The 24,476-nt window shown below is 74.8% G+C and carries 23 protein-coding genes and 1 rRNA gene; 12 read left to right on the plus strand and 12 right to left on the minus strand.

All coding sequences use genetic code 11. The features are described 5' to 3' along the window. Positions 1–85, plus strand: a 5S ribosomal RNA gene (gene rrf, locus ACA361_RS33015); the annotation flags it as partial. Between the two features lie 85 nt (positions 86–170). Here the strand turns inward: rrf and ACA361_RS33020 are convergent. Together ACA361_RS33020 and ACA361_RS33025 are read right to left on the minus strand one after the other, a co-directional pair. After that, positions 171–1,010 carry an SDR family oxidoreductase gene (locus tag ACA361_RS33020; protein ID WP_375018588.1) on the minus strand — a complete coding sequence of 280 codons (840 nt, stop codon included), beginning with the start codon at positions 1,008–1,010 and terminating at the stop codon, positions 171–173. 106 nt (positions 1,011–1,116) lie between these two features. Then, positions 1,117–1,728: a TetR/AcrR family transcriptional regulator gene (locus ACA361_RS33025; protein WP_375018590.1), complete on the minus strand. Its 612-nt coding sequence runs from the start codon at positions 1,726–1,728 to the stop codon at positions 1,117–1,119. Positions 1,729–1,815: 87 nt separating this feature from the next. Between ACA361_RS33025 and ACA361_RS33030 the strand changes: the two genes are divergently transcribed. Continuing rightward, positions 1,816–2,034, plus strand: coding sequence for a hypothetical protein (locus tag ACA361_RS33030; protein WP_375018592.1), 219 nt, complete (start codon positions 1,816–1,818; stop codon positions 2,032–2,034). A 10-nt stretch (positions 2,035–2,044) separates the two neighbouring features. On the opposite strand, the gene ACA361_RS33035 is transcribed toward ACA361_RS33030, so the two are convergent. The 4 genes from ACA361_RS33035 to ACA361_RS33050 form a co-directional block, all read right to left on the minus strand. Beyond that, positions 2,045–3,694 (minus strand): DNA repair helicase XPB, encoded by a 1,650-nt coding sequence (locus ACA361_RS33035; RefSeq protein WP_375018594.1) that lies wholly within the window; start codon positions 3,692–3,694, stop codon positions 2,045–2,047. 95 nt (positions 3,695–3,789) lie between these two features. Next, positions 3,790–4,185 (minus strand): hypothetical protein, encoded by a 396-nt coding sequence (locus tag ACA361_RS33040; protein WP_375018596.1) that lies wholly within the window; start codon positions 4,183–4,185, stop codon positions 3,790–3,792. A 73-nt stretch (positions 4,186–4,258) separates the two neighbouring features. After that, positions 4,259–6,622: a helicase-associated domain-containing protein gene (locus ACA361_RS33045; RefSeq protein WP_375018598.1), complete on the minus strand. Its 2,364-nt coding sequence runs from the start codon at positions 6,620–6,622 to the stop codon at positions 4,259–4,261. Between the two features lie 120 nt (positions 6,623–6,742). Next, positions 6,743–7,360, minus strand: coding sequence for a TetR/AcrR family transcriptional regulator (locus tag ACA361_RS33050; protein ID WP_375018600.1), 618 nt, complete (start codon positions 7,358–7,360; stop codon positions 6,743–6,745). A gap of 168 nt (positions 7,361–7,528) precedes the next feature. Here ACA361_RS33050 and ACA361_RS33055 point away from each other — a divergent pair, with 168 nt between their 5' ends. Continuing rightward, on the plus strand, positions 7,529–8,032 hold the full coding sequence (locus ACA361_RS33055; RefSeq protein ID WP_375018602.1) for a GNAT family N-acetyltransferase: 504 nt from the start codon (positions 7,529–7,531) through the stop codon (positions 8,030–8,032). Positions 8,033–8,123: 91 nt separating this feature from the next. Here the strand turns inward: ACA361_RS33055 and ACA361_RS33060 are convergent, their stop codons facing one another. After that, positions 8,124–8,591: a hypothetical protein gene (locus ACA361_RS33060; RefSeq protein ID WP_375018604.1), complete on the minus strand. Its 468-nt coding sequence runs from the start codon at positions 8,589–8,591 to the stop codon at positions 8,124–8,126. Positions 8,592–8,887: 296 nt separating this feature from the next. Here ACA361_RS33060 and ACA361_RS33065 point away from each other — a divergent pair, with 296 nt between their 5' ends. Continuing rightward, entirely contained in the window at positions 8,888–9,562 is a 675-nt protein-coding gene (locus tag ACA361_RS33065) for an HAD family hydrolase (protein WP_375018606.1), read from the plus strand. Positions 9,563–9,772: 210 nt separating this feature from the next. After that, complete coding sequence (locus ACA361_RS33070; protein ID WP_366619008.1) at positions 9,773–10,168, plus strand: cold-shock protein; 396 nt, start codon at positions 9,773–9,775, stop codon at positions 10,166–10,168. Here ACA361_RS33070 and ACA361_RS33075 read toward each other — a convergent pair. After that, positions 10,053–11,465 (minus strand): MFS transporter, encoded by a 1,413-nt coding sequence (locus ACA361_RS33075; protein WP_375018608.1) that lies wholly within the window; start codon positions 11,463–11,465, stop codon positions 10,053–10,055. The genes ACA361_RS33070 and ACA361_RS33075 overlap by 116 nt on opposite strands. Before the next feature lie 280 nt (positions 11,466–11,745). On the opposite strand from ACA361_RS33075, the gene ACA361_RS33080 reads away from it, so the two are divergent. Together ACA361_RS33080 and ACA361_RS33085 are read left to right on the plus strand one after the other, a co-directional pair. Continuing rightward, on the plus strand, positions 11,746–12,483 hold the full coding sequence (locus ACA361_RS33080; RefSeq protein ID WP_375018853.1) for a DUF3027 domain-containing protein: 738 nt from the start codon (positions 11,746–11,748) through the stop codon (positions 12,481–12,483). An 11-nt stretch (positions 12,484–12,494) separates the two neighbouring features. After that, positions 12,495–15,536 carry a sacsin N-terminal ATP-binding-like domain-containing protein gene (locus ACA361_RS33085; protein WP_375018610.1) on the plus strand — a complete coding sequence of 1,014 codons (3,042 nt, stop codon included), beginning with the start codon at positions 12,495–12,497 and terminating at the stop codon, positions 15,534–15,536. Positions 15,537–15,658: 122 nt separating this feature from the next. On the opposite strand, the gene ACA361_RS33090 is transcribed toward ACA361_RS33085, so the two are convergent. Further along, complete coding sequence (locus tag ACA361_RS33090) at positions 15,659–15,907, minus strand: DUF2530 domain-containing protein (RefSeq protein WP_375018612.1); 249 nt, start codon at positions 15,905–15,907, stop codon at positions 15,659–15,661. Between the two features lie 148 nt (positions 15,908–16,055). Between ACA361_RS33090 and ACA361_RS33095 the strand changes: the two genes are divergently transcribed. The 4 genes from ACA361_RS33095 (at position 16,056) to thpR (ending at position 20,150) form a co-directional block, all read left to right on the plus strand. Then, on the plus strand, positions 16,056–17,588 hold the full coding sequence (locus ACA361_RS33095) for an NCS2 family permease (protein ID WP_375018614.1): 1,533 nt from the start codon (positions 16,056–16,058) through the stop codon (positions 17,586–17,588). Between the two features lie 146 nt (positions 17,589–17,734). After that, a complete protein-coding gene (locus tag ACA361_RS33100) occupies positions 17,735–18,208 on the plus strand; it encodes a MarR family winged helix-turn-helix transcriptional regulator (RefSeq protein WP_375018616.1) in 474 nt (157 codons plus the stop codon). Between the two features lie 20 nt (positions 18,209–18,228). After that, positions 18,229–19,464 (plus strand): MFS transporter, encoded by a 1,236-nt coding sequence (locus ACA361_RS33105; protein ID WP_375018617.1) that lies wholly within the window; start codon positions 18,229–18,231, stop codon positions 19,462–19,464. A gap of 107 nt (positions 19,465–19,571) precedes the next feature. Next, a complete protein-coding gene (thpR, locus tag ACA361_RS33110) occupies positions 19,572–20,150 on the plus strand; it encodes an RNA 2',3'-cyclic phosphodiesterase (protein WP_375018619.1) in 579 nt (192 codons plus the stop codon). 33 nt (positions 20,151–20,183) lie between these two features. Here the strand turns inward: thpR and ACA361_RS33115 are convergent, their stop codons facing one another. The 3 genes from ACA361_RS33115 to ACA361_RS33125 all read right to left on the minus strand — a co-directional run bounded on the left by ACA361_RS33115 (position 20,184) and on the right by ACA361_RS33125 (position 23,544). Next, the gene (locus ACA361_RS33115; RefSeq protein ID WP_375018855.1) at positions 20,184–22,262 is read right to left on the minus strand and encodes a hypothetical protein; all 2,079 of its coding nucleotides are present in this window, start codon (positions 22,260–22,262) and stop codon (positions 20,184–20,186) included. 28 nt (positions 22,263–22,290) lie between these two features. Further along, the gene (locus ACA361_RS33120) at positions 22,291–23,304 is read right to left on the minus strand and encodes a hypothetical protein (protein WP_375018621.1); all 1,014 of its coding nucleotides are present in this window, start codon (positions 23,302–23,304) and stop codon (positions 22,291–22,293) included. 87 nt (positions 23,305–23,391) lie between these two features. Next, complete coding sequence (locus tag ACA361_RS33125) at positions 23,392–23,544, minus strand: hypothetical protein (protein ID WP_375018622.1); 153 nt, start codon at positions 23,542–23,544, stop codon at positions 23,392–23,394. Positions 23,545–23,551: 7 nt separating this feature from the next. Here ACA361_RS33125 and ACA361_RS33130 point away from each other — a divergent pair, with 7 nt between their 5' ends. Then, positions 23,552–24,475, plus strand: coding sequence for a hypothetical protein (locus ACA361_RS33130; protein ID WP_375018624.1), 924 nt, complete (start codon positions 23,552–23,554; stop codon positions 24,473–24,475). The last annotated feature ends 1 nt before the right edge of the window (position 24,476 follow it).

Below are 24,476 nucleotides of genomic sequence, written 5' to 3' on the forward strand. Positions count from 1 at the left end.
TCCCATCCCGAACCCGGAAGTTAAGCCCTTCAGCGCCGATGGTACTGCATGGGAGACTGTGTGGGAGAGTAGGACACCGCCGGACATTTATTAGGGGGAGGCCCCGCCACGAAAGTGGCGGGGCCTTTCTCATTTCTCCGGGTCGGGGTCATTTGGCGTGGCAGGTTCGTTCAGCTGAAGTCGGCGACGTGGTCGGCGGCCCACTGAGCGTAGGTCCGGGGCGTGCGGCCGGTGATCCGTTCCACGCTGCCGTCGATGTGCGCCGGCTTGCCGGCGGTCGCCTCCATCAGGTCGAAGAGCGCGTTGACGAAGTCGCCGTCCATGAACCGGCTCATCTGCTGCCGTACCGGCCCGGCGTCGAGTTCCTCGAAGCGAAGCTCGCGTCCCAGCGCCTCGCCCAGGATCCGTACCTGCTCCGCCTGAGTCAGGGACTCCGGCCCGGTGAGCTCGTAGACGCGCCCGGCGTGGCCGTCCGTGGTGAGGACCGCCGCGGCGACGTCGGCGACGTCCAGCTCGTGGACGGGGGCGCTGGTGGCGCCGCCGTACGGGGCGCGCACGATGTCGCCGTCCTTGAGCTGCATCGCCATGGAGAGCGAGTTGATGGCGGGGAAGAAGAGCCGCAGGAACGTCCACTCCGCCCCGGTCGCCCGCACGGCCTCCTCGACCCCTTGGTGGTAGGCGGCGATCACGTCGGGCTGCGCCGCGGGGCCGTCGACGACCGCGCCGGACGACAGGAACGCGATCCGGCGCACCCCCGCCTCCGTGGCGGCCTGGAGCAGCGGGGCGGCGTCCATCCCGTACGGGAGGATCACGAACATCCGCGTCACGTCCGCGAGCGCGGGGGCGAGCGTGGAGGGTCGCGTCAGGTCGCCGCCGACCACCTCGACCTCCGCGGGCAGCCCGGCGGATTCGGGCGTGCGCGAGAGGGCGCGGACCCGCTGCCCCGCGTCCACGAGGGCCTGAACGGTCTCGCGCCCGAAGTGCCCGGTCGCCCCGATGACAAGGATCATTGCGTCTCCTCAGTTCAGCCGGCCGGCGCCCCGGCCGGGGCACCGCGTCCATGCCTTGAACGATAGGCACGAAAGAGGAAGAGCCCGTTCCTAATGCGACGCCGGCCTACGGTCTTCCGAGGATGCCGTCGATGTGGTGGTCCAGGACCTGTTGGGCGTTGCCGGGAGTGCGGTAGCCGAGGGCGACATCGACGCCGAGGCCCGTGGCGAGCGTCCAGCAGATGTCGGCGGCGATGCGTTCGTCGTCCCTGGGGGCGGCTCCGCGGTCGTTGCGGGCGGTGGCGATGAGGCCGGCGGTGAAGGTCACCAGGCCGTCGTCGCCCGGCCGCAGCACGGTGGCCATGGACGGGTCGGAGACGGCCTGCCCGAGGACGGCGACGGAGAGCCGCAGGAACCGCATCCCCTCCTCGTCGCGGGCGAGGACGGCGTACAGGCATTCGCGCAGGATCGTCTCCGCGTCCGGTTCGCCGTCCGTCCCGGCGGTGTTCCGGACGGACGCCTCGATGCGGGCGTTGACCGCCTGTACGGCGCGCGCGACGGCGTCGGCGACGAGGTCCTCCCGGGAGGCGTAGTAGTGCTGGACCTGGCCCATCGACACCCCGGCCTCGGCCGCGACCTTGCGGAGCGTCACGCCTGCCAGGCCGTCGCGGATCGTCAGCGTCCACACGGCCTCCGCCAGCCGCCTCCGGCGCGCGTCGTGGTCCACGACCTTCGGCATCTCACTCCCCTCGTTGCCATGCAAGCGCATTGCAACACTGTCGCCGCGCTATTGCCATGCAAGTGCATTGTAACGGAGGGAGCGGATATGAGGTTCGACGCTTGGCAGATCGTGGGCATGCTGCTCGTCGCACTGGGCGTGCAGGGAGGAGCCCGGCAGGTCCTCGACGGCGAGGCCGGGCTGCTGGGCGGCCTGCCCGGCGGGGACGCGGCCGTGCTCGCCCTCTACGTGGCCGCCGCCGTGGTGGGCGCCGTGCTCGCCGGGTGGGCGTACGCGCGGGCCAAGGCGCTCGGGCGGCGGAAGTGAGCGAGCGTTCTCAGATGGATTCGGCGTCGACGATCCGGTACGCGTAGCCCTGCTCCGCCAGGAAGCGCTGCCGGTGGGCGGCGTAGTCCTGGTCGAGGGTGTCGCGGGCGACGACGGCGTAGAAGCGGGCGGTCTGCCCGGACGACTTGGGACGGAGGAGGCGGCCGAGGCGCTGCGCCTCCTCCTGCCGGGAGCCGTACGCGCCGGAGACCTGGACGGCGACGGTGGCCTCGGGAAGGTCGATGGAGAAGTTGGCGACCTTGGAGACGACCAGGACGTCGATCTCGCCGGCCCGGAAGGCGTTGAAGAGGCGTTCGCGCTCCTTGACGCGGGTCTCGCCCTTGATGACGGGGGCGCCGAGGAGGTCGCCGAGCTCGTCGAGCTGGTCGATGTACTGGCCGATGACGAGGGTCTGCTCGCCGCGGTGGCGGTCGACGAGGGACTTGACGAGCCGGGTCTTGGTCTCGGTGGTGGCGCAGAAGCGGTAGCGCTCCTCGGGCTCGGCGGTGGCGTACGCGAGGCGCTCGGAGTCGGTGAGGGTGACGCGGACCTCGACGCAGTCGGCGGGCGCGATCCAGCCCTGCGACTCCATGTCCTTCCAGGGGGCGTCGTACCGCTTGGGGCCGATGAGGGAGAAGACGTCGCCCTCGCGGTCGTCCTCGCGGACGAGCGTGGCGGTGAGGCCGAGGCGGCGGCGGGCCTGGAGGTCGGCGGTCATCCGGAAGATCGGCGCGGGCAGCAGGTGGACCTCGTCGTACACGACCAGGCCCCAGTCGCGGGCGTCGAACAGCTCCAGGTGGGCGTAGGCGCCCTTCCGGCGGGTGGTCATGATCTGGTACGTGGCGATCGTGACCGGGCGGATCTCCTTCTTGGCTCCGGTGTACTCGCCGATCTCGTCCTCGGTGAGGGAGGTGCGGCGGAGGAGCTCCTGCTTCCACTGGTGCGCGGAGACGGTGTTGGTGACCAGGATGAGCGTGGTGGCGGCGGCGCGGGCCATGGCGGCGGCGCCGACGATGGTCTTGCCGGCGCCGCAGGGGAGGACGACGACGCCGGAGCCGCCGTGCCAGAACGCGTCGGCGGCGTCCCGCTGGTAGGAGCGCAGCGTCCAGCCGTCCTCGACGAGGGAGATGGGGTGCGCCTCGCCGTCGACGTAGCCGGCCAGGTCCTCGGCCGGCCAGCCGATCTTGAGGAGGGCCTGCTTGAGGGCGCCGCGCTCGGACGGGTGGACGGCGACGGTGTCGTCCCCGACGCGCTCGCCGAGCATGCCCTTGACCTTGCGGGAGCGCAGCACCTCTTCGAGGACGGACCGGTCGGAGGTGTGCATGACCAGGCCGTGCGTGGGGTCCTTCTCCAGGCGGAGGCGGCCGTAGCGGGCCATGGTGTCGGCGACGTCGACCAGGAGGGAGTGCGGTACGGGGTACCGGGAGAACTTCAGCAGCGTGTCGACGACCTGCTCGGCGTCGTGGCCGGCGGCGCGGGCGTTCCAGAGGGCCAGCGGGGTGACCCGGTACGTGTGGATGTGCTCGGGCGCGCGTTCGAGTTCGGCGAACGGCGCGATCTCCTTGCGGCACTCGGCGGCCAGGATGTGGTCGACCTCGAGCAGCAGGGTCTTGTCGGACTGGACGATCAGCGGTCCGTCGGGCACGGAGGCAGCCCCCATCAGGAGTCGTGGCAGGCCCGTTCAGAAGGTGCACGGTATCGCGGCGGGACGGGCGCTTCCCTTACCAACGCCCGGAGGACGGCGCGTCTTCCCGGTCAGATCCCGCTGGTGTCGTAGTAGTCGGGCGTCCTGGCATCGATGACGCCGGCCACGATGATCGCGGCGAGATAGACGAACATCGCCACGCCGAAGATCACCCAGCTCCACATGGTGAGGGAGCGGGCCGAGCGCGGGTCGGTCTTGTGGCGGTTGAGGGCCATGGCGGACGTCACGATGCCGGGGATCGCCAGGATGTTGCAGCACATGGCGGTGGCGACGCTGGTGCAGACCAGCGCGGCGATCGTCGATCCGGGGGCGCCGCCGCTGTTGGGAACGCCGGGCGGGCCGTAGCCGTAGCCGCCTTGCGCGCCGTGACCGCCGTATCCTCCGTAGCCCTGGTTCGGGTCGTTCCAGCCCTGGCCGTACGGGTCGTTCCAGCCGGGTCCGCTCATGGGCCACCTCCCCGTCGACGTCCCTGGAACCTTGGACTTCGCAGGCTATCGGTTGGTTCGACCGGATACGTGATCATTCATTCTCTAGTTCGGCGACGCCCGTGATGCGGTGCAGCGCGAACCGCTGGACGGCGGCCCTGGTGGCGTCGTAGCCGGTGAGGAAGCCGCCCTCGACCCGTACGGGCTCCACGATCCGGCTGGACGAGCGGCCCTGCTGGTCCAGGTAGCCGATCCAGACCCGGACGCCCCGCGTCACGGCCTCGCGGAGGCGGTCGACGGTCGCGGCGGCCGGGGAGCGCGGCGGCGGCTCGCCGGTGCGTAGACGGGCCTGCTCGGCGCCGTGCCGGGCGGCCTCGTCGCCGGCCCGCAGCGCCCGCACCGCGGCGGCGATCATCGAGTCGTCGGCGGGCTCGCCGCCGGGACGGACCCGCATGATCTCCGCGGTCGGCGGCGGGTCGGCGCGCAGCACGTCCGGCCGGGTCACGATGATCCCGCCGCCGGGCGACTCGGCGACCGGCGCCAGCCCCATCTGCCGCAGCGCCTCCAGCAGCTCGGCCCGGTCCAGCCCGGACGCCAGCACGGTCGGCGCCAGCCGGTGCAGCCGCAGCGCCCCGGAGCGGCGGTCGGCGAGGATCTCGTCGAGCGTCGCGGGCGAGTCGGTCCGGACGTACGAGCTGAGCGCCCCCACCCGCAGGTGCCCGTGCCGGCGCGCCACGTCCTCGATCAGGTACGTGAGCGGCTGCGGCAGCGGCGTCGCCGAGTGCCGCGCCAGCAGCTCGGTGACCTCGGACGCGGTACGGCCCGCGTCCAGCGCCCGCCGGACCGAGGCGGGCGTGAAGCGGTAGACGGTGGCGCCGCCGGTGGACTCGACCTCCGCGGCCAGCGCCAGCTCCCGCGCCAGCTCGGTGACCAGCGGGCCGGGCGCGACGGCGGTCAGGTCGGCCTGGATGAGGATCCGGTCGACGGGCTCCGGCAGGTACTTCTCCAGGCCGGGTTCGGGGTCGCCGCCCTCCGCGAGGTCCCGGGCGTACGGGACCAGCTGCCCGAAGCCCGTCATCCCGAGCGCGGCGGCCTCCCGCAGCGTCCAGTCCACCAGCCGGTCGCGCAGCGGCCCGGCGCGGCGCGGATGCCGCCAGGCCAGCCGGGTCCGGACGGCTTCGGCGTCGACCGCCAGCCCCGGCTCGGCGTCGGCCAGGACGGACAGGACCGCGGCCCGGGTCGCGGGCGCGCCCGTCCGCACCACCGCCTCGCTCAGCGCGTTGATCAGCCGGTCCCGGTCGTCGCGCTCCCCGGCCAGGCCGGGCGCGCGATCGGTCTTCAGCCAGCCGCGGGCCAGCTCGGTCCAGCGGCCGGCGGTGTCGCGCATGAGCCACAGGTCGTACGCGGGCGTCGGCAGCCACTCGCCGTCCAGGTCGCCGCTGCGGGTCAGCAGCCCGGCGGCGTACGCGACCTCCGCGAACAGCGCCGCCTGCCACTCCTCCACGTCCAGCAGCGTCGCGGCGCCGCGCAGCTCGCGCACCGCCAGGCCGCCGCTGCGCAGGACGGGCGGCGGGTCGGTGCCCCAGCGCTCCAGCAGCTCCTCGGTGAGCCGGACGGCGGTGAACGCCTCCCCGGCGGCCGTCCGGACGGCCAGGTCGGGCGTCCCGATCCCCTCGGTACGGCCCGTCAGCGCCGGCGGCCGGGCCGGCACGTCGCGGAACAGGCGGCCGTGGCGCAGGTGGAGGGCGACCTCGCGGGGGAGCGAGACGGTGCGGTCGTCCTCGGCGGCCAGCAGGCCGCGGGCGAGGAGCCGCTCGACGGGCGTGGCGGCGGTGTCCACCCGTACGGGGCGGCGGGCGTCGGCGACGCGGCCGACGGGCGGGCCCCAGGCGAGCTGTTCGAGGGCGGTCCTGGCCTCCGGGCCGGCGTCCTCGATCAGCGGCTCGGGGTCGGCCAGCGCGGCGGCGAGCCGGTCGAGGAGGCGGGCGGCGTCGGGGAAGCCGCGGGGCTCCGCGCCCTCCAGATCGGTGATCAGCGCGGTGAGCCGTTCGGTGGTGTAACCGGCGAACGCCTCCTGCGCGGGCGGGCCCAGCCCGGCCGGGTGCGGGAGGCCCTGGCGGACGCCCGGGGCGACGTTGGACGACCCGTTCCCCCAGATCAGCGCGTACCGGCCGAGGAGCTCGACGGCCTCCGCCACCTCTTCGGGCGACGCGTCGAGGGCCTCGGGCAGCGCCTCCGGCGGCAGCGGCCGGGGCAGGACGAGCAGCGCCTCCAGGACGGCCAGCGTGAACCGGTCGAGGCGGTCCAGGGCGCGGGAGACGGCGGCCGGGGTGGCGGCGCGGGCGGCGAGCGCGGTCAGGTCGGCCGGGACGGGCGTGACCAGTTCCGGCCGCGCGGACAGCAGGTCGCGCAACGCCCCGTCATCGCGTGCGCGCAGCCAGTCCGCGAACGTTTCCATCCCTCTCCCAACCTCGCGAGCGATCGCCCGTGTCCCGCCGGACGCACCCTTCAGCGTAAGAGCCGTAGGAGTACCCGATGCGAGGTGGGCTAACTGGCGGGCGGGAAAACCCTTTCCGGGTCAGGTGGCGGGCGCGCGGTCCAGGTGGAGCAGGCCGAGGCCCAGCCGCGCCCAGCTCGCGACGAAGCGGTCCTCGTCGATCCGGGACGGCGGCTCGTACATCGACTCGTTGGCGAGCCAGTAGTTGACCACCGCGCCGCCGAGGATCGAGGCGATCGCGGGCCAGTCCTCGTCCACGCCCTGGAACTCGGGCTGCTCCGAGAGCCAGGTCGCGATGCCGTCGTACAGCGGGTTGACGATCCCCTCGCGCATCTCGGCCACCAGGTTGGGGAACTGGTCGAGGTCGCGGAACAGCACCCGGACGAGGTCCTGCTCCTCGCGCATCTTGGCCAGGCCCACCTGGCAGGTCATCCGGAGCCGGATCTCCAGCGGCCGCTCCTCGTAGGCACTGGCGTGTTCGAGGACGTCGCTGATCTGCCGCCGGGTCCGCTCGATGTGCTCGCGGATGGCGGAGGCCAGCACCTCTTCCTTGGAGCGGAAGTGGCGGTACAGGCCGCCGGCGCCGGGCGACAGCCCGGCCGCGGCCTCGATCTCCGCGACCGAGGTCGCCGCGTAGCCGCGGTCGGCGAACAGCCGAAGCGACTCGCTCACGATCCGCTCGCGCGTGGATGTCGTCATGGTCGTGTGTTCCTCCGCAAGAACAGTAAGGCATGTTCGTCCGGGCTTCCGGGCCGCTGGCCCGGCGCGCCCGAATTCGTGATGCGTCTCGCACCCGGGTCCGGGCGACTAAAGTTCATGGCTCCGCGCCCCCAACGCCGGAGGGGGCGTCGCCGGAAGGGTTCGACGATGTTCGTATCGCCGCGGAAGGGGGGTCGCGGGGCCTTCCTGCCGGACGACTTCGTCGTTCCCACGCTGGTCGCCGGGCCGCGCTTCCGGATCCGCCCCATCACCGTGCACGACGTCGTGAAGGACTACGGCGCCGTCATGGGCAGCCTGGACCGGCTGGAGGGCCGCTTCGGGCCCGAGTGGGGGTGGCCGGACAGCGAGTTCACCTTCGAGCAGGCGCTGATCGACGTCGCCTGGCTGCAGAAGGAGGGGCAGCTGCGGCGCTCGTTCAGCTACGTGGTGATGACCCCGGACGAGGAGCGGCAGCTGGGCCGCATCCATGTCGCGCCCTGCGACGTCCCCGGCCAGGAGAACTGCGACGCCGTGGTGGTGTTCTGGGTCCGGGCCGACGAGGAGGACTCCAGCGTGGAGAAGGAGCTGGAGGAGTTCGTCCGGGAGTGGGTCACGACGGCGTGGCCGTTCGAGCGGGTCCGCTTCCCGGGGCGCGACCTGCGGGACGGCTGACCGGCCCCAGGGGCGGCCGGGGCGGCCGGGACGGTCGGGAGCGGACCGCGGCGGCCGGACGGCGGTCGCCGCCCGGCCGGTACGCGGCCGGTCAGGCCAGCCGGCGGATCAGGCCGGTGACGATCCGGCCGGCGATCAGGTAGACCAGCGCGGCGAGCCCGTAGTTGACGGCGACCTCCAGCTTGGGGTCGGCGGGCTTGAAGACGTCCTCGAACTGCCAGGCGAGGTCCGCGGCCCAGCCGGCGGTGGTGCTGACCAGGTCGTTGCCGGTGTTGGCCTCGAAGGCCACGAACACGATGTGCACCGCGAGCACCGCCACCACCAGCGTGGTGATCAGGGAGACGATCGCGGCCAGCACCCGGGCCGCGCGCTTGCGGTACGCGGTGAGGGCGTCCCCGCCGGGCCGCGCCCGCCGGGAGCCGCGCCGGGGCGGGCCGCCGCCGGTGGCAGCGGCCGTGCCCGTGCTCGTGCTGGTGCTCGTGGTCGTTCCGGCGGTCGTGCCGGTCGTCGCGCCCTCCTGCGCGGGGGGCTTCTCGGGGGCTACGCGTTCGTCGGCCATGGCGCCCTCTCTCTCCGGGTCGGGCGGGGGACGGGACGGGACGGGACACAGGGACGGTCCGGGGTACTCAGCTGCTTGGCGTTGCCGTGGTCCATTCAAGCCGCGCGTTTTCCCTGGTGGCAAGGTTCACGGCGGGGGACCCGGGTATTTCGGCAGCAAGCCCGCGCTCTCCTACTCGGATCCCGTCGCATCGCCACTACCGGGGGAGCGCGGGTTCGTACGCGCCCGGAGCGTTCCGGGCGCCCCGCTCCCGCGCGTGGCAGAACCGCCATACCCTTCCCTTTACCCTGTGGAGCGTGCTGGAGCCAGACGTCACGCGAAACAACGGATCCGCCCCGGCCGGGGCCCCCGGCACGGCCATCGGATTCGATCTCGACCTCACCCTCGCCGACACCCGCCGGGCGATCGGCGCCGTGTACGCGGCGCTCGCCGCCGAGACCGGGGTGCGCATCGACGTCGAGGCCGTCGTGGGACGGATCGGGCCGCCGCTGGAGGCCGAGCTGGCGCACTGGTTCCCGTCCGCCGAGATCCCGGCGATGGCCGACCGCTACCGCGCCCTGTACCCCGGCATCGCGATCCCGGCGACCGTGGCGATGCCCGGTGCCGCGGAGGCGCTGGCTGCCGTCCGGGACCGGGGCGCGCGCGTGGTCGTGGTGTCCGGCAAGAACCAGGTCGACACCGAGCGCACCGTCCGCCACCTAGGGCTCCCGGTGGACGAGGTCGTGGGCGGCCTGTTCGGCTCGGAGAAGGGCGCCGCGCTGCGCCTGCACGGGGTGGGCGCGTACGTCGGCGACCACACCGGCGACGTGGACGCCGCCCGGGCCGCCGCGGCCGTGGCGGTGGGGGTGGCGACCGGGCCGTTCGACGGGCCCGCCCTCTCCGAGTACGGCGCGGACGTCGTGCTGCCGGACCTGTGGGCGTTCCCGGGGTGGCTGGGCGGGTTCGAGGGCGGCGCCGTACCGGCCCCTTGATCGCCGCCTGCGCCGCAGCCGTGCCGCCGGCCTGCGATCTTGCGTGAAAAGCCCGCTTCCGGTGGAAATCCGGGTGCCGGAAGGCGCTCGCGCCGGTAGCTTCTGTCCGTTGGCTCGCACAGGTCGCCCGCAGCCGCGGGCGTGTTCACCGGTTCGCGGCGAGGCACTAATCTTTAGCCCAATTCAGGACGAGAGCTAACGAGGTCTCCCGTGCCCACTGGCAAGGTCAAGTGGTACGACGCCGACAAGGGATTCGGCTTCCTCACCCGCGACGACGGGGGTGAGGTCTTCGTGCACTCATCCGCGCTCCCCGGCGCGGTCTCCGGGCTCAAGCCGGGGCAGCGGGTGGAGTTCGGCGTGGTCGAGGGCCGGCGCGGGCAGCAGGCGCTGTCGGTGCGCGTCCTGGAGACGCTGCCCTCGGTGGAGAAGTCGGTGGCCAAGCAGCGCCGCAAGAAGCCCGACGAGATGGTGCTGATCACCGAGGACCTCATCAAGCTGCTCGACGGGATCTCCACCACCTATCGCCGGGGGAAGCATCCCGCTCCGGCCGAGGCGAAGAAGATCGCCACCGTGCTGCGCGCGGTCGCCGACGACCTGCACCCCTGATCGTCGCGGCCAGGGCCAGCGCGAGCGCCGCGGCCACGGCCGTCATCGCCGCCCGGCCGCCGGCCACGATCGACAGGCCGAGGCCGAGCAGCCCGCCGAGCACCCAGACCAGCTGGTGCAGGGTCTCGGTGACGGCGAACGTGGACGACCGCGCCTCCTCGCCGATCTCGCGCTGGACGACCGCGTCCATCGCCAGCTTGCCGAGCGACTGGCCGAGCCCGGCGGCGGCCGCGACGCCCAGTGCCGTCCACAGCCCGAAGAACAGGGCGGCGGCCGCGGCGGCCGCGGTCACGAACGCCAGCGTGCTGAGGACGATCGCGCGCGGCGCCCGGCTCCTGGCGAGCGCGCCGAGCGCGGTGCCCGCCAGGCCGCCCGCCCCGGCCGCCGCGGCCAGCAGGGCGAGCGCCGCGTTGCCGGAGACGGGCTCGAACGGGTCCTCCCGCAGCAGGAACGCCAGGTAGAGGACCAGGAAGCCGGAGAACGCGCGCAGCGCCGCGTTCGCCAGCATCGCCTCCGTGACCGCGGGACCGAGGCCGGGCGGCCGCCAGAGCCGGAACCGGCGCCGCGCGGGCCGTTCCCCGCCGCCCTCCCGCCGTTCCGCGGCGCCCTCCGGACCCTCCGTGCTCTCTGTGACGTCGGCGTGCCGGGGAAGGCGGAGGGCCGGGACCGCGCCCGCGATGAACAGCACCGTGGCCAGCCGCAGCAGCCAGTCGGCGCCGGCCAGCGCGGCGAAGCCGGCCGCGGCCGGGGCGGTGACGGCGGCGGCGATCAGCCCGGCGAACGACGCCCGCGCGTTCGCCGACACCAGCGTGATCCCGTCCGGGAGCACGCGGGGCGTGACCGCGGCCCGCAGCACCCCGTACGCCTTGGACAGCACCAGGACGCCGAACGCCGCCGGCAGGAACGTGACCTCGTCGCCGTGCAGGACGGCGCCCGCCATCCCCCAGCACAGCAGGCCCCGGGCGGCGAACGTGCCGGCGATCGCGTACCGGCGGGCGTGCCGCATCCGGTCCAGCGCCGGCCCGACCAGCGGCGCGACCAGCCCGAACGGCGCCATCGTCAGCAGTAGATACAGGGCGACCTGGCCGCGCGCCTCCGCCACGTCCAGGCCGAAGAACAGCATCCCGGCCAGCGCGACCGCGACCATCGCGTCCCCGGCGGAGTTGAGCGCCGTCCCCTCGATCAGCGTGCCCAGGCCGCTGCGGCCCGCCCCGCCGGCGTGGGTCGCGCGGCGCACGGCGCGCGCGGCGGTGCGCGCGGAGCGCCCCGCCGCCTCGGCTCCCGACCGCAGTCCCAATCCGGCCCTCCCCCTCGATGGCTGGTACGTTCCCGCGCGGCGCCCGGCCTCACCTCCGGAGAGCCGCGGGAGGGGCCCGGGAGGGGCGCGCCGCGGCGAGCCGTGCCGAAGGGGCGGGTGGTGTGCACGGCCATGCCGTTCCATGGGCGAGAATTGGAGCGTGAGCCCACTCCGTCAGCCCAGCACCTCCACCGGACGCGCCACCGGAGCCGCCGGCACGGGGCCCGCGCGCCGAACCCGTCCCCCCGCCGTCGACCCCGCCTGCGCGGGCGCCGTCGACCTGGCCAGGGAGGCGGCGGAGGAGACGGCGCGGCCGGCACCGGTCGGTGAGCACCTCGGCCTGCGGGCCGAAGGCGACCGCGTGGTCACGCACTATTTCGAGTGCCTCGATCCGGGCTACCGGGGCTGGCGCTGGGCGGTCACCGTCGCGCGCGCCGCCCGCGCCAAGAACGTGACGGTCGACGAGTGCGTGCTGCTCCCCGGCGACGAGGCGCTGCTGGCGCCCGAGTGGGTGCCGTGGCTGGAGCGGCTGCGGCCCGGCGACCTCGGCCCCGGCGACCTGCTGCCGACACCCGCCGACGACGTCCGGCTGGCGCCCGGCTACACGCAGGTCGACGACTCGACCGACGTGGAGGCCGAGTGGGAGCTGGGCCTCGGCCGGCCCCGCGTGCTGTCCCGGGAGGGCCGCGACGAGGCCGCCGCCCGCTGGTACGAGGGCATCGCCGGCCCGCGCGCCCCGATCGCGACCGCGGCCCCGGCGCAGTGCTCCACCTGCGGGTTCTTCTGGCTGCTGGCCGGGGAGCTGCGGCAGGTGTTCGGCGTCTGCGCCAACGAGTACGCGCCCGACGACGGCCGGGTCGTCTCGGCCGACCACGGCTGCGGCGCGCACTCCGAGGCGGTCGTGATCCCGCCCGCGTCCGAGCACGGCCCGCCGGTGCTGGACGAGCTGGACTTCGACATCGTCCCGCTGGAGCCGGCCCGCGACACCGCGGACGAAGAGGCGCTGGGCCACAGCTGACCACCCGGAGGGTGACCGAGATCACTTCCACCGATCCGTTCGGCACGAGGTCGCTTCGCGAGCGGGTGCTGCGCGCCTGGGCGGAGTCCCCGGCGCGGTTCCGCGAGGACGCCAACACCGAAGAGGACTTCGCGCTCGGCGGCTACCGCGACCGGGTGGTCATCGAGCTGGCGCAGAACGCCGCCGACGCGGCCGTACGCGCGGGCGTCCCGGGCCGGCTGCGGCTGGCGCTGGACGGTCCCGTCCTGACGGCCGCCAACGCGGGCGCGCCGCTCGACGCCGCCGGGGCCGAGGCGCTGTCGACGCTGCGCGCGTCCGCGAAGCGGGACGACGCGGGCGGCCCCGGCGGGCCGGGCGAGGCGGGCGCCGCGGGCATGGTGGGGCGGTTCGGTGTCGGGTTCGCCGCCGTGGTGGCGGTGAGCGACGAGCCGTCCATCGCCTCGGCCGATGCCGGCATCGCGTGGTCGCGCGAGCGCGCCCGCGAGCTGGCCGCCGGCGTCCCCGCCCTCGCGGCGGAGCTGGAACGCCGCGCCGGGCACGTCCCGCTGCTGCGGCTGCCGTTCGCCGCCCCCGGGGCCGCCGGGCTCCCCGAGGGGTACGACACCGTCGTGCGGCTGCCGCTGCGCGACGAGGCCGCGGCCGCGTCCGTGCGGGAGCAGCTCGACCGGATCGGGCCCGCGCTCCTGCTCGCCCTCCCCGCGCTCGCGGACGTCGAGATCGTGATCGGCGGCACGCCCGTCCGCGCGCTGCGCGCCGAGCCGGGCGGCGACCCCGGCACCGTGGTGATCGACGGCGTGCCGTGGCGGACCGCCGGGGCGGCCGGCGCCACCCCGCCCGAGCTGCTGGCCGACCGGCCGACCGAGGAGCGGGCCCGGCCGGGCTGGCAGGTCCGCTGGGCCGTCCCCGGGAACGGGAAGCCGCCCGGCGACGGGACGCCCGGCGTGGTCCACGCGCCGACGCCGAGCGACGAGCGGCTCGGCCTGCCCGCGCTGCTGATCGCCTCGTTCCCGCTGGCCCCCGACCGCCGCCACGTCGCCCCCGGGCCGCTCACCGACTTCCTCGTCGAGCGCGCCGCCGAGTCCTACGTCGAGCTGCTGCGCGGCCTGCCCGCCGAGCCGGCGCTGCTCGACCTCGTTCCCGGGCCCGTCGCGGCCGGCGAGCTGGACGCCCGCGTCCGCCGCGCCGTCCTCGCGCGCCTGCCCGAGACCCCGCTGCTGCCGGCCGCCGAGGACCCGCGGGCTCGGATCCGGCCCCGGGACGCGGTGGCCGTGGACGTCCCGCCCGCCCTCACCGACCTGCTCGCCGGGATCCTGCCGGGGCTGCTGCCCGCGGGCTGGCCCGTACGGCACCAGGCCCTCAACGCCCTCGGCGTGCGCCGCATGGAGACGGCCGACGTCGTCGACGCGCTCGCGGGGCTCGACCGCCCGCCGGCGTGGTGGCACGGGCTGTACGAGGCGTTCACCGGCGCTTCCACCGACGCGCTGGGGGCGCTGCCCGTACCGCTGGCCTCCAGGGACCGGATCGTCCGCGGCCCGCGCGGCCTGCTGATCGCGTCCGGGGGCGTCGAGCCGGACCGGCTGGACGCGCTGGGGCTGCGGTTCGTCCACCCGGACGCCGTCCATCCGCTGCTGCGCCGCCTCGGCGCCGTCGAGGCGGGGCCGCACGAGGTGCTCGCCGACCCGGCCGTGCGGGCCGCCGTCGAGAACTCCTTCGACGCCGACGACCCCGACGGGATCGCCGAGGCCGTGCTGGGGCTGGTCGCGGCCGCCCGCCTCGACCCGGGCGAGCGGCCCTGGCTGGCCGAGCTGGCCCTGCCCGCCGACGACGGCGACCTCTACCCGGCCGGCGAGCTGCTGCTGCCCGCCAGCCCGCTGCGCGACCTGATGGCCGATGACGCCCCGTTCGGCATCGCGGCCGGCGAGCTGGTCGAACGCTGGGGGCCGGAACCGCTCACCGCCGCCGGCGTCCTGGACGGCTTCGCGCTCGCCCGCGCCGAGGACGTCGACCTGTCGGGCCTGGCCGGCGGCGCCGAGTCGCAGGACCTCGACGGCGAGGACGAGTGGGCCGGCGACGTCCTGGACCGCCTCCCGCCGCAGGAGCTGCCGCCCCTGGTCCCGGAGTTCCTGGCCGTCCGCGATCTGGAGCTGGTCGACGACTGGGCCGCGGCGCTGCGGCTGCTGGCCCGGCCGCCGTGGCGGAACGCGATCGTCGAGCCCGCGCACCTGGCGCTGCACGACGGCCGCCGCGCGGCCGTCCCGTCGTACACGGCCTGGTGGCTGCGCGGGCATCCGCTGCTGGACGGCCGCCGCCCCGGCGAGTTCCACCTCGGGGACGGCGACGACCTCCTGGCGGGCCTGTACGACGCCGTACCGCCCGGGGCACCGCAGGATCGCGGGCTGCTCCTCGCACTCGGCGTGCGCACCTCTCTGGACGGGTTGCTGGCCGAGCCCGGCGGTCCGCGCGAGCTGCTGGAACGCCTCGCGGACCCGTCCCGTACGGTCTCCCGCGCGCGCCTGAGCGCCCTGTGGACGGCCCTCGCGGACACCGACGTCCCCCAGGACGCGGTGGATCCGCCGGACCGCGTGCGCGCGGTCGTGGACGGCGAGGTGGAGGTGGCCGAGGCCGCCGACGCGCTCGTCCTCGACCGGCCGGACGCGCTGCCGCTGCTGACCGGTCAGCCGCTGGTCATCGCTGCCGGCGGCCGGGCCGAGCGGCTCGCGGGGCTGCTGGGCCTGCCGCTGGTCAGCGAGGAGATCCCCGGCGAGATCGAGTCGGCGGGCGAGGAGCGTCCCGTGCCGGACGCCGTACGCGCCGTCCTCCCGCACGCCCCAGCCTCGTACACGGCCCACGAGGCCCTCATCGTGGACGGCCAGGACGTGCCCTGGTGGGAGGCGGGCGACGGCGAGATCCACGCGACCGGCCCGGCAGGCCTGGCGCGCGCCCTGGCCTGGGCCACCGCCCGCTGGGAAGACCGCCTGCTGGCCGAAGCGATACTCCGCACCCCGGCCGCACGGCCCGCCCTCCTAGCCGAATCCGACCTGGAAGAGCCCTGAGGACCGCCGCCCGCCATGTTGACTCGTGGCGTGTCCCCCTTCACGGCGCTCTCGGAACAGAGACACGCCACGAGTCGACCCGGCGGAGTGGCGGGCAAGCGGCGGGGTGGGAGTCGCTGCGGCTAGGCGTCGATGTCTCGGGTTGCCTGCTGCCGCTCGCGGCCCGCTTGCAGGCGCGGGACGTACCACGTCCCGAACAGCCCGATCACGAGGCCGGCCACGCACACCCACAGCCACCACCGGCTGTGCTCCGGCAGATCGGCGATCAGCAGCACGACCAGCGCGACCGCCCATGCCGCGGTGCCGGCGGCGGCGACCCGGACGTCGTTGGTCCGCAGCGGCGGCGGGTCGGGACGGCGCGGTCGGGTCATGCGTTCAGCGTAGTCGGGAGCCCCGGGACCTGCGCGTCCGGAAGGTGGCACATTTCCGCGGCGAGTGTGATCGTTCTTACCCATCCGTTGCCGAACCGGTGCCGATCAAGGCTTTCACCTGCGGGCCCGGGTCTGGGACAGTGCGCCCGTGACGGTCACGAACGATGAAGCGCAGCAACCCGCGGGCCCCGGCCCCGAGCCCGCCGGCCGGCTGGACCGGTTCTTCAAGATCACTGAACGGGGGTCCACGGTCGGCCGCGAGATCCGCAGCGGGCTGGTCACGTTCTTCACGATGGGCTACATCGTGGTGCTCAACCCCCTGATCATCGGGACGGTGGCCGACGACGACGGCCAGTTCCTCGGCGACCTGACCGAGCCGGGGGCCGCGATCCCGCTGGTGGCGGCGGCGACCGCGTTCGTGGCCGGGATCCTGACGCTGGTCATGGGGTTGTTCGGGCGCTACCCGTTCGCGATGGCCGCCGGCCTGGGACTGAACGCCGTCGTCGCGTTCACCCTGGCGAGCGGGATGTCGTGGGAGGACGCGATGGGCATCGTGGTCCTCGAAGGCATCGTGATCACGATCCTGGTGCTGACCGGGTTCCGGGTGGCGGTGTTCAGGGCCATCCCGGCCGCGCTGAAGACGGCCATCGCGGTCGGCATCGGGCTGCTCATCGCGCTGATCGGCTTCGTGGACGCGGGCTTCGTGCGGCGCATCCCGGGCGTGATCGGGGAGAGCTCGGTGCCGTTGCAGCTCGGCTCGACGGGCAGCCTGTCCGGCTGGCCGACGCTGGTGTTCGCGGTCGGCCTGCTGCTGACCGTGCTGCTGGTCGCCCGGCGGGTCAAGGGCGGCATCCTGATCGGCATCCTGAGCACCACCGTGCTGGCGATCATCGTGGAGGCGATCGTCGGGGCGGGCCCGTACAACAAGGGCGTGGGCCCGGACGGCAAGCCGCAGATCAACCCGGACGGCTGGCAGCTGAACGTGCCCGCGCTGCCCGACCGGATCGTCGACAAGCCGGACCTCAGCCTGCTCGGCGACTTCAGCCTGTTCGGCTCGTTCGAGCGGGTCGGCGTGACGGCCGCGCTGCTGTTCGTCTTCACGATCCTGCTGGCCGACTTCTTCGACACGATGGGCACCGTCGTCGGCGTCGGCGCCGAGGGCAAGATGCTCGACGAGGACGGCAACCTGCCCGGCATCCGCAACGTGCTGCTGGTCGACTCGGTCGGCGCGGCGGCGGGCGGCGCGGGCTCGGTGTCGTCCAACACCACCTACGTCGAGTCGGCGGCCGGTGTGGCCGAGGGCGCCCGGACGGGGCTGGCGAGCGTGGTCACCGGGGTGCTGTTCCTGGTGGCGATGTTCTTCGCGCCGCTGGTGACGATCGTGCCGTTCGAGGCGGCCACGCCCGCGCTGGTGGTGGTCGGGTTCCTGATGATGACGCAGATCAGGAGCATCGACATGGACGACTTCGACGTGGCGATCCCGGCGTTCCTGACGATCGTGCTGATGCCGTTCGCGTACTCGATCACCGCCGGGATCGGGGCCGGCTTCATCAGCTACGTCGCCATCAAGGCGGTGCGGCGCCGGTTCGCCGAGATCCACCCGCTGATGTGGCTGATCGCGGTGCTGTTCGTCATCTACTTCACGCTGCAGCCGGTCAAGGAGGCCCTGGGCGTCGGCTGATCCCGGGCGCGGCGGGCATGGCACGATTGGAGCCGAGGGGTTCCCACCAGCGATTTGGAGGGTGAAGTCGTGCCCGCCGGCGACCCGTCGCGGAATTTGCCGCCGCGGCGTATCGTTAGCAAAAGCAATGACTTCTGCGAACGACAATGAGCACGCCACCGAACCAGCGCCGAGGTCCGGCCCGGGCGCCGGGCCTGGCCGAAGACCTGCGCATCTCGATCGCGCGGCTGTCACGCCGGCTGCGCACGCTGAGGGCGCCCGGTCCCGGCGGCGCCGCCGGCGGCCCGCTGTCGCTCACCCAGTTCGCAGCCCTGGCGGCCATCGAGCGGCACGGCACGATGACACCGAGGGAGCTGGCCGACCACGAGAAGGTGCAGCCGCCCTCGATGACCCGCGTGATCGCGTTCCTGGAGGAGCAGGGGCTGGTGGCGCGGAGCCCGCATCCGACGGACGGGCGCCAGGTGGTGCTGCGGTCGACGGACGCCGGGAGCGCCCTGCTGGGGGAGGAGCGCCGCCGCAAGGAGGCGTGGCTGTCGCAGCGGCTGGGCGAGCTGACGGCGGAGGAACGGGAGATCCTGAGAAGAGCGGCACCGATCCTGGACAAGATCAGCCGGGCCTGACGCGGAAGGGGACCGGCGGGATGTTCCGGTCGCTGCGCAACCGCAACTACCGGCTCTTCGTCTCCGGGCAGGTCGTCTCCAACACCGGCACCTGGATGCAGCGCGTCGCCCAGGACTGGCTCGTCCTGGAACTGACCCGCGGCAGCGGCGTCGCGCTCGGCATCACCACCGGGCTCCAGTTCCTGCCGCTGCTGCTGTTCGGCCTCTGGGGCGGGGTGATCGCCGACCGCTACCCCAAGCGCCGGGTCCTGATGATCACCCAGGTGTCGATGGGCCTGCTGGCGCTGGTCCTCGGGCTGCTGGCGATCACCGGTACCGCGCAGGTCTGGCACGTGTACGTGCTCGCGTTCGGCCTCGGCATGGCCACGGTCGTCGACAACCCCACCCGCCAGTCGTTCGTGGTGGAGATGGTCGGGCAGCGCGACCTGCCCAACGCCATCGCGCTCAACAGCGCCACGTTCAACGGCGCCCGGCTGCTCGGCCCCGCCGTGGCCGGGCTGCTGATCGCCGCGCTCGGCACCGGCCCGGTCTTCCTGCTGAACGCCGCGTCGTTCGGTGCCGTCCTGCTCGGCCTGTACGCGATGCGCGAGAGCGACCTGCGCGCGTCCGAGCCCGTCAAGCGCGCGAAGGGCCAGCTGCGCGAGGGGCTGCGGTACGTCCGCGGCCGCCGCGACCTGATGCTCGTGCTCGTGCTCGTCGGCTTCGTCGCGACCTTCGGCATGAACTTCCAGATCACGACGGCGCTGGTCGCCCGCGAGGTCTTCCACAGCGACGCGTCCTCGTTCGGGCTGGCGTCCAGCATGCTCGCGCTCGGCGCGCTCTCGGGGGCGCTGCTGGCGGCCCGCCGCGCGACCCGTCCCCGGCTGCGGGTGCTGGTCGGCGCGGCCGCGCTGTTCGCGGTGCTGGAGATCGCCACCGGGCTGATGCCGTTCTACTGGACGTTCCTGGTGCTGCTGGTCCCCACCGGGATCATGATGATGACGTTCACGACGGCCGCCAACGCCACGATGCAGCTGAGCGTCGCGCCGGAGATGCGCGGGCGGGTGATGGGCCTCTACATGTTCGTCTTCCTCGGCACCAACCCGTTCGGCGCCCCGATGGTCGGATGGATGGCCGAGCGGTTCGGGCCGCGGATGAGCATCGTGCTCGGCGGCATGATCGCGCTGGCGGCGGCGCTGGCCGTCGGCGCCCTGGCCGCCCCGCGCGGCACGCTCCGCCGCGCCCTGCGCCGCCCCGCGCCGGCCGCCGGGTCCTGACCCGCGGCGATCGAAAACGGTCACCCTGGGTGGAGTGGCCGGTGCACCCGCGTGACAGGACGGCGTGCCACCTGGAAAGCTGATGAGGTGGCCACCAGGACGTTCCCATGAGGTTGTTCGTGGCGCTGGTGCCGCCACCGGACGTCCTCGACGAGCTCGACGCCTTCCTCGCCCCCTACCGCGCCGGCACGCCCGCGCTCCGCTGGGTGCGCCGCGAACTGCTGCACGTGACGCTGACCTTCGTCGGCGAGACCGACGACCGCACGCTCGACAAGCTGCTGCCCCGCCTCCAGCGGGCCGTGGCCCGGCACGACCGGCTCACGCTGTCGCTCGCGGGCGCGGGCGCGTTCCCGGGCACCGGCGCGCACGCCCGGGTGCTGTGGACGGGCCTGTACGGCGACCGCCGCAACCTGGTCAAGCTCGCGGCGTCCACGTCGGCGGCCCGCCGCCGGGTCGGGGCGGCGGCCGACAAGCATCCCGCGTTCCGGCCGCACCTGACGCTGGCGCGCTGCCGCCGCGCGCCCGTCGACGTGCGGCCGCTGCTGGAGCCGCTGTCGGCGTTCGCGAGCCGGGAGTGGACGGCCGGCACGGTCCACCTGATGGAGAGCCGGCTGCCCGCCAAGGGCCGCACCCAGGTCGAGTACGAGTCGATCAGGACGTGGCCGCTGCGCGAGCCCAAGCCCTGAGGACGTTCCGCCGGGCCCCGCCCCGGGGCGGCTCTAGAGCTCCGGGGGCGGCGGCGCGGGACGGTCGGCGTCCGGCGGGCCCCAGGGGAGCCCGTGCCGCTCGCAGGCGCGGCGCAGCTCCTCCAGGTCCGGCGGGAAGCCGACCCGGCGCAGCACCCGGCCCGCCGGGCTCCACACCACCAGCCGCGGCGCCCGCTCGGACGACTCGTCCACGCCGACGCCGCCGACGCGGTCGCGCGCGAGGTCCCACTCGACCCGGCCGCGCCGGGTGACGACCGCGAGCCCGGCGTCCGACACGCGGAGCTGGGCGCGGTCGCGGTCGTACCCCCAGTAGCCGCCGATCCCGATCAGCACCCCGGCCGGCATCGACCAGCTCGCCGTGGCCCAGAACCCGCCCAGCTCGGGGCCCAGCCAGACCGCCCCGAGCACCGCCACGATCTCGCACAGCAGCACGCTCATCGCGTACGCGCCGGTCCGCGAGCGCCGGGTCGCGTCCAGCAGCGTGCCGGGAGCGGTCATCGGGCTCGGCGCGGGCGGCTCCGCGGGCTCGGCGGCCGGTCCCGCCGAGCGCGGGCCCGGCAGCGCCGGGACGGTCTCCTGCTGCGGCGCCGACAGCGTCGACACCGCCGAGTGGAACGCGGCGCTCAGGTACGCGTCGTACTCGGCGTCGGTCACCGGCAGCCCGGCCTGCCGCGCCCCCTCGCGCAGGTCGGTGCGCGCGATCCGCAGCGCCGACAGCGGCGCCGCGAAGAACTCCTCGCCGTCGGAGTCGTACAGCCGGACCCAGGCGTGCCCGGCGATCGTCAGCAGCTCGATCCCGCCGATCCGGTCCTCGGGCATCCGCAGCACCACGTCGCCCGCCGCGTCGGCCCACCCCAGGCCGCCGTCGGCGACCACGAGCCGGCCGCCCGGCACCTGCGCGAAGATCTCCGGCAGCCCCTCCAGGCCGTACTCGGGCCCGCGCGGCGGCCGGGCGCCCGGAGTGATCACGTGCAGCCCGTGGTCGTCGAGCGCGTGCGCCAGCTGGAACGCGTCCAGCCCGTGCGCGGGCAGCCGGGCCAGCAGCCGCAGCCGGTGGTCGAACGCCAGCACCGCCGGCTCGGCGCGGCGCGGCTCGCCGGTCAGCGGATCGGGCCGCAGCCCGGGGCCGACGACCAGCGCGGCGATGTCGGCGGCCGGGATGTCCAGCGTGTCGCGCGGGCCCGGGCGGCCCTTCACCCGCAGCCGGCCGGCGCCGATCGTCCACTCCACCCGGGTCGAGGTCAGCAGCCGCCGCCGCGCCGCCAGCACCCCGGCGATCGCCGCCAGCGCCCAGCAGCCGGCCGCCAGCCGGGCCCCGAACCCGTCGGTGCCCTCCACCGCGATCCGCGCGATCATGAACGCGCCGAGCAGCGCGCTCAGCCCGCCCAGCAGCGCGATCCGGCGGCGGCTCGGCAGCGGCGCCGGCGTCGCCAGCCGGACCGCCTTGGCGCGCGTCCCCGGCGCCGCGCCGGGCGGCTCGTGCGCGGCGGCCAGCAGCCGCGCCTCCTGGTCGAGCAGCCGCCGCTCGGCGGTGTGGTGGCGGGGCAGCCGCAGCGTCACCGACGACGGATCGTCCTCGTGGCCGGGGGACGTGATGCCCAGCTCGCCCAGCCGGCCCTCCCCGGGCGGCCCGGCGAGGTCGGCGGCGTCGCTGTCCAGGAGCTGGATCGGGATGCCCAGCCGGCGCGCCGTGACGAAGAACGGCAGCGGCTCCATGCCCATCGAGTCGAGCGTGCCGACCGACGCGCGGCCGAACTTGTGGAAGACCGTCAGCGCGCCGTCGCCGGTGGTGATCGCGAGGGCCTCGATGCGGGACCGCTCGTACCGGACCATGCCGAGCCCGCCCGGCCCGATCCGCTCCAGCCCGTCGGCCGACAGCCGCCAGTACGGCCGGGGCCGCCGGCGGCGCGCCTCCGGGCTCGCGCCCAGCAGCCACGGGACGGCCGCCACGGCGACGATCAGGACCGCCCAGAGCCACACCGGGTGGATCGGCAGCAGGGCCAGCGCCACCGCCGCCAGCGTGAACGGCCCGGCCGCGACGGGACGCCACCGGCCGCCGGGCCCGCGCAGGCCGATCAGCTCATGTTCCACGGCGCTCAAGCCTCTCATGATCTTCTGCTCATGATCTTCTTCGGGTGAGCCCGTAACCCACCACGACCGCGATGGCGAGCGCGAAGAGCAGCCCGAGGCTGGCCGGTCCCGACTCGCGGCGCCCGTCCTCGTCCCCGCCGTCCCGCCCGGCCGCCGGCGAAGGGCTCGGCGGCAGCGCGTCCTCCGGCAGCGGCACCTGGTGGACCGCCTGGCCGGAACCCTCGGATCCCGCCAGCAGCGATCGGCCGTCCGCCGCGTACGTGATCGACTCGCCCTGCTCCTGCGCGGGCAGCCCCACCGACCCGAGCGACCTGCCGGGACGGCCCTTGCCGTCGGCCTCGTAGAGCCGCGCGCCGAAGTAGGTGCGGATGACGCACGTGCGGCCGTCCGGCGAGAACGCGGCGTCGGTGGCGATGCTCGGCGCGTCCGCGACCCGGCGCAGCCTGTTGAACCCGCCCGTCCGCAGCTTGGCGGGCGCCTCGTACACCGAGCCGCTGAACAGCTTGCTGACGACGTAGAGCCGGTTCGTCCGCGGGTTGATCATCATGGCCTCGGCGTTGCGCGGGCCGTCCTCGTACTTGAACCTGAACGCCGTCGCGCGCAGCGTCCGGGTGCGCAGCCGCGCGGGCTCGGGGATCCGGTAGACGGTCACGTACGGCCAGGCGCCGCCCAGGTTGTCGCCGATGTCGGCGACAAAGACGGCCGGCCTGCCCTTCTCGTCCCGGCCCACCGCCATCGCCTCCCAGTCGCGGGCTCCGGCGCCCGCCAGGGTCAGCACCGCGCGGGTCCTCCCGTCCGGGCCCAGCGCGAAGATCTGCGCGACCCCGCCGGAGTCGTTGTGGGTGTATACGACGCCCTTGTGGCGCAGGCTCACCGCGAGGCCGCTGGACTCCGTGATCCGCTCATCGGTGATCCTGAACGCGACCTCGTCGTCGGCCTCCGCGGCGGGCGCCGCGTACAGGACGCCGGCCGCCAGCACGCCCAGCGCCGCGGCGCCGTGGAACAGGGCTCGGCCACCGGCACGGGACGGACGCAGCGACATCCTTTGATCATCTCCCGTTCCCCGCCCGCCCGCTCGTGCACCCCCGCCGCGACCCGCGTGGCCGGATCCGGCGCCGCCCGCCCGGACTCAGCCGAGCAGCGCGCCGACCACCACCAGCAGGACCAGAGCGGTCAGCACGGTGGGAAGCAGCCAGCGGGGCGCACGATTCACGGATCCGAGCTTATTCGCCCGGACGGGACGCTCGAACCGGGCGCCGATGATCTGCATCTCACCGAGCATGTGCGGATTGTTCGGGTTGCTGCGCTCGCCCCGCGCCGGGGATCCCGGCCGGGCCTCGGACGCGCTCGTGGTGCTGGGCGCGCTCGCCGAGGAACGCGGCCGCGACTCGGCCGGGATCGCCCTCCTCACCGGCCGTCCCGCCGCCCCCGGCCCAGAGGCGCCCGCGGGCACCGCCGGCGAGCGGTACTCCGACCTCCACCACGACGGCTGCCGCGTGGTCAAGGGCCGCGGCGGCTTCGGCGGCGTCTGGCACCCGGACCTGCTGCCCGCGCTCGACGCGTCCCCCACGGTCCTCGGCCACACCCGCTGGGCCACGCAGGGCACCCCGCACGACCTGGCCAACGCCAGCCCCCTGGTCGTCCCCGGCCCGCCGCCCGGGATCATCGCCACCCACAACGGCGACATCGAGGCCGGCGAGCTGCGCGCCCTGCACGCGTTGCCCCCCGCCACCGGCACCACCGACAGCGAGCCGCTCTTCCAGCTGCTCGCCGGGCTCCGCGCCACCACCGAGATCGCCGCCGCGCTCGCCTCGCTGACCGGCCGCGCCGCGCTGGCCTGGACCGACCGCGCCCGGCCCGGCCGCGTCCACCTGGCCCGCGCCGCGCTCAGCCCGCTGTGCGTCGCCGTCGACACCGGCCAGAACCTCTACTGGGCGTCCAACCCGCGCTGGTTCCGCGAGGCCGAGCGCCACACCGGCGTCCGCTTCGCGACCGTGGTCATGCTCCGCGAGGGCACGTACCTCCAGGCCGGCCTCGTCCGCGGCCGCCCCCGCGTGCTGGCCCGCGCGAGCTTCCTGCCGACCGCCCGCCCCTGGGACGTCGACGACCGCGTCTGGACCGGCTTCACCCCCGCCGACGCCGACCGGGACCGCGCCCTCCTCCGCCACCGCACGGCCGAACGCGGCGGCGAGCCGGTGCCCGCCGCCGCGTAGG

Origin of the sequence: Actinomadura sp. 21ATH (genome assembly GCF_041951345.1) — a bacterium.
GTDB lineage: Bacteria > Actinomycetota > Actinomycetes > Streptosporangiales > Streptosporangiaceae > Spirillospora.

What these genes read in the sequence shown, in the direction of transcription:
- ACA361_RS33040 (WP_375018596.1), bottom strand. Translation starts at nt 4,185, where the DNA reads ATGAGCGGACCCGGCTGGAACGACCCGTACGGCCAGGGCTGGAACGAC.
- ACA361_RS33125 (WP_375018622.1), bottom strand. Translation starts at nt 23,544, where the DNA reads ATGCTCGGTGAGATGCAGATCATCGGCGCCCGGTTCGAGCGTCCCGTC.
- ACA361_RS33100 (WP_375018616.1), top strand. Translation starts at nt 17,735, where the DNA reads ATGAGCACGCCACCGAACCAGCGCCGAGGTCCGGCCCGGGCGCCGGGC.
- ACA361_RS33030 (WP_375018592.1), top strand. Translation starts at nt 1,816, where the DNA reads ATGAGGTTCGACGCTTGGCAGATCGTGGGCATGCTGCTCGTCGCACTG.
- ACA361_RS33120 (WP_375018621.1), bottom strand. Translation starts at nt 23,304, where the DNA reads ATGTCGCTGCGTCCGTCCCGTGCCGGTGGCCGAGCCCTGTTCCACGGC.
- ACA361_RS33060 (WP_375018604.1), bottom strand. Translation starts at nt 8,591, where the DNA reads ATGGCCGACGAACGCGTAGCCCCCGAGAAGCCCCCCGCGCAGGAGGGC.
- ACA361_RS33105 (WP_375018617.1), top strand. Translation starts at nt 18,229, where the DNA reads ATGTTCCGGTCGCTGCGCAACCGCAACTACCGGCTCTTCGTCTCCGGG.
- ACA361_RS33020 (WP_375018588.1), bottom strand. Translation starts at nt 1,010, where the DNA reads ATGATCCTTGTCATCGGGGCGACCGGGCACTTCGGGCGCGAGACCGTT.
- ACA361_RS33055 (WP_375018602.1), top strand. Translation starts at nt 7,529, where the DNA reads ATGTTCGTATCGCCGCGGAAGGGGGGTCGCGGGGCCTTCCTGCCGGAC.
- ACA361_RS33045 (WP_375018598.1), bottom strand. Translation starts at nt 6,622, where the DNA reads ATGGAAACGTTCGCGGACTGGCTGCGCGCACGCGATGACGGGGCGTTG.
- ACA361_RS33090 (WP_375018612.1), bottom strand. Translation starts at nt 15,907, where the DNA reads ATGACCCGACCGCGCCGTCCCGACCCGCCGCCGCTGCGGACCAACGAC.
- ACA361_RS33035 (WP_375018594.1), bottom strand. Translation starts at nt 3,694, where the DNA reads ATGGGGGCTGCCTCCGTGCCCGACGGACCGCTGATCGTCCAGTCCGAC.
- ACA361_RS33025 (WP_375018590.1), bottom strand. Translation starts at nt 1,728, where the DNA reads ATGCCGAAGGTCGTGGACCACGACGCGCGCCGGAGGCGGCTGGCGGAG.
- thpR (WP_375018619.1), top strand. Translation starts at nt 19,572, where the DNA reads ATGAGGTTGTTCGTGGCGCTGGTGCCGCCACCGGACGTCCTCGACGAG.
- ACA361_RS33050 (WP_375018600.1), bottom strand. Translation starts at nt 7,360, where the DNA reads ATGACGACATCCACGCGCGAGCGGATCGTGAGCGAGTCGCTTCGGCTG.